The 3,197-nt window shown below is 33.0% G+C and carries 5 protein-coding genes and 1 pseudogene; 5 read left to right on the top strand and 1 reads right to left on the bottom strand.

Features of this window, described 5'->3' with window-relative positions; all coding sequences use genetic code 11:
* Positions 1-213: 213 nt before the first annotated feature.
* Positions 214-387: pseudogene (locus AC6F8J_RS01945) on the top strand (IS3 family transposase); the annotation flags it as partial.
* On the opposite strand, the gene tnpA reads toward AC6F8J_RS01945, so the two are convergent.
* On the bottom strand, positions 330-548 hold the full coding sequence (gene tnpA, locus AC6F8J_RS01950) for an IS66 family insertion sequence element accessory protein TnpA (RefSeq protein ID WP_500720556.1): 219 nt from the start codon (positions 546-548) through the stop codon (positions 330-332). The pseudogene AC6F8J_RS01945 and the gene tnpA sit on opposite strands and share 58 nt — an antisense overlap.
* 759 nt (positions 549-1,307) lie before the next feature.
* Between tnpA and AC6F8J_RS01955 the strand changes: the two genes are divergently transcribed.
* The 4 genes from AC6F8J_RS01955 to AC6F8J_RS01970 all read left to right on the top strand — a co-directional run bounded on the left by AC6F8J_RS01955 (position 1,308) and on the right by AC6F8J_RS01970 (position 3,176).
* On the top strand, positions 1,308-2,093 hold the full coding sequence (locus AC6F8J_RS01955; RefSeq protein WP_500720557.1) for a geobacillin-26 family protein: 786 nt from the start codon (positions 1,308-1,310) through the stop codon (positions 2,091-2,093).
* A 7-nt stretch (positions 2,094-2,100) separates the two neighbouring features.
* On the top strand, positions 2,101-2,304 hold the full coding sequence (locus tag AC6F8J_RS01960; protein WP_500720558.1) for a hypothetical protein: 204 nt from the start codon (positions 2,101-2,103) through the stop codon (positions 2,302-2,304).
* A gap of 100 nt (positions 2,305-2,404) precedes the next feature.
* A complete protein-coding gene (locus AC6F8J_RS01965; RefSeq protein ID WP_500720559.1) occupies positions 2,405-2,887 on the top strand; it encodes a hypothetical protein in 483 nt (160 codons plus the stop codon).
* 109 nt (positions 2,888-2,996) lie between these two features.
* A complete protein-coding gene (locus tag AC6F8J_RS01970; RefSeq protein WP_500720560.1) occupies positions 2,997-3,176 on the top strand; it encodes a hypothetical protein in 180 nt (59 codons plus the stop codon).
* The last annotated feature ends 21 nt before the right edge of the window (positions 3,177-3,197 follow it).

The following is a 3,197-nucleotide window of genomic DNA, read 5'->3' on the forward strand; positions in this document are numbered from 1 at the left end:
TCATATTAGCCAATCATTAGAAAAGGGCAATAACATGAACTCTAAAGATATCGGAAAATAGTTACAAGTGTCTAGTGCCCTTTTACTATAATTCAAAAAAGATGATATTAATTTGAACCTAGATGAAGATATTTCCAAACCAGAAGTATAGTTCTATATGATGATGATGATTTTTATATTATCATTTCTCATAGAAGGGAGGATAATATGAATATATTAAGAGGTATCTATAACTTAGGCATTGTACCATCCAGAAGTAGACCAAGAGTAAGTAATGATAATCCATATTCAGAAAGTTTATTTAAGACATTAAAATATAGACCTAATTATCAACCAAGAGGATTTAATAGTGTGAATGAATCAAGGTTATGGGTCAGACAATTTATTGGTTCATTTATAGTTGCTTTCATCCTAAGAGCATTTAGCTTGAGGTAGAATGTGCTGACTGGAATATTATTCTGTCTGCACCATTCAGTATCGGAATAACCACTTGATTTACATTTTTGTATCACTTGCATCCATTCATCATCAGTACATCGTTTACGCATATTTTACTCCCATCTTAATTTTAGATTTAGAGTAAAAAGCTACAACAAAGTATCTAATAAAAATGTAGGGCGTACCTACATTTTTCAATTGTTACAGGATATGGTAGTAATTCACTCTAATTATTGAGTGTATTGTCTCATACTTCAATAACAGGTGCTATCCAGTCGATTATTGATCGCTTACGATTCCTTGGAGGTTTCAGAATATAGACAGGAAATAAATGATTATTTCGCACTCATGGCATCACCGATACGCGGTTGAGAATCATCTATACATATAAGAGCATCATCAACAGTAATTTCGTAATTCACACATAAGCTGCATTGATTCGAGCAATAGCATCACAATTGATATACTAAAAATGTGATATTTTCACCGTGAAATAATCAAATAAAGACCTTTTGTTTAAAGTATATTTTTCTTGTAGCCAAAATAATCAAAACCGCTCGCTCTTTGATTATGAAGTTGTCAGAATAATATCTGTACAAAGAAGTGTATGAAAAATGTCTGGTATAATAAGAAAATCATCTAGAAACTTGAGTGTTGCTCTGTGGATAACTTACAGGGTTAAAGAAGTATTTTTGTTCCAACAATGCAACCAATAATTTATCGAAAAAGATAGAAAGGGGGTGGTAAATAATGTTAGAATATATAAGTAACGGTCTAAACTCCACGTGAAATAGTAATTATTGACGCTAATAATAAACACACGAGGAATTTAAGATATAATAACTTGAGTTATAGAAAGAAGGAAAAAAATGAAGAGAGTATTGTGTTTAGTTATGTCTTTGGTAATGTTGTTAAGTATTTCTGTTAATGCTAAACAACAAGAAGTTAATAATCTTGTGGTTAATGTACTTGTTGATAATGATGATGTACGTATTGTTGAAAGTTATGATAGTACTGAAAAGTCTGTAGCGACATATGACAAAACTACAGGAAAAGTCTCTATTGAGACTACACAATTAGTTGGACGAAAAGCAAAAGAAGTCACTGAAGTGAACTTTGATAGTAAGAAAGTGAATTTTGAGACATCTTCAAATGAAATCAATACTAAGCTAGTATTAGAAGAAGATGGAAAAATTGCTAATCAAGAGTCGCAGTCACAATTATCCTCAACATATGCAACACGTGCTTATAATAGCGTAGGAAGCAGCAGTGCATCTACTCAATTCGGTAATTATGGCTATTTCAATATATGGAGTGTAGCTAGAATTAAAGCCGGAGACGGTAGAGGGCTTATTCAGATGTATGCAGATGACGTAGCAACAGGTTGTCCTAGTGAAGGTAACTACAATAAGTTCTGTGATGCAGTTGATGATATTCGACAATGTGAGTATGTTGGAGAGACCGCAGTTGGAGCTGAGGTACTTGGTACGATAGTAGCTTTGATCTTTGCACCAGATATTACGGCAACTAAGCTTGCTGCAGCGTTGGGTGCTATTGGTATTGCGGGAACCCTTATTGTTACTTTCATAACATGGCACTTTGCGGCAAGTACAGCAAGGAAATACTATGACAAACTTGAGACGATCTCATTCTAGGATGAGAATGATTTTAATAGCATTTAGTATATTCATTGTATTTCTCTTACAACTACTATTTGTTGCCTTACTAGTATCTAGGCTAATGGATATAGAGATTAGTAATCTGATGGCACATATGAACTTGGTACAGGTAATCAGTGTAGGATTTGGGTTGTTAATTACAGATTTAGGTTTGGCACTTAGTGTGTATAAGAGATTTGCTAGATAGATTGAAGCGGTTACAGTTTTGTAGCCGCTTTTAGCATCTTACAATATAGTAAGTCTATTTGTATACGGTTTACCGTTTACAAAGAAAGAGGTATCATAAAATGAAGAAAATAATTTCAACGATGTTAGTTATAGTGGTTACTATGAATCTTTTTTCAGGTTCTGTTTTAGCTGAAAGTAATGGGAGTGCAGTTAAGAATTCCGATGTCAGTATACTTGATAATACAACAAAGGATGATAAAAATGTAAAGTTGGTCAAAGTAAAAAATAAAGAATCTGATTTAGAGACTTTTATGATTGTTGTAACTGATAAAGAGAAGTCAGTTAAAATTAAAGAGAAGTCAAAATATGTTGACCCAAACATGTCCGTAGATGATACAATGAAAAATGACAAAAAGTCAGACTACTCATATTCAAATAGAGTCGAGTTTGGGATTTTTTCAAATGAAGCAGAGGCGATGGAAGTTTTTACTGAATTTAAAACATCTGCAAGCACTGGTTTATATTGGAGCTGTAACTGGTGGTGTGGGTATTGTATTAGGTGCAATTGCAACTGTTGCAGTCTTAACATTATATTGGGCTGAACAAAATGATGATGGCAGTTTAGATATCTGGTCACCAGATGCAAGTCTTGGGACTATTAAAATTGGTGGCCATTGGTATCCAATAGTAGTGCCTTAAAAGAGGTGACAAATGAAGACGGCTGTGAAAGTATTTGGTGTACTAATTGCTGGTATGGTATTATTTTATATTACTCAATTAATATTTAGTGAAATAGAACCATTTAAATTAAGGTTTTTGATTTCACTACTTGTATATGTCAGCTATATATGTGGCGTCATAATTGGAATGTCAATCAAAATCAAACATTAGCTAAATTGCTAGTTTTTTGTA

Source organism: Petrocella sp. (assembly GCF_059865615.1).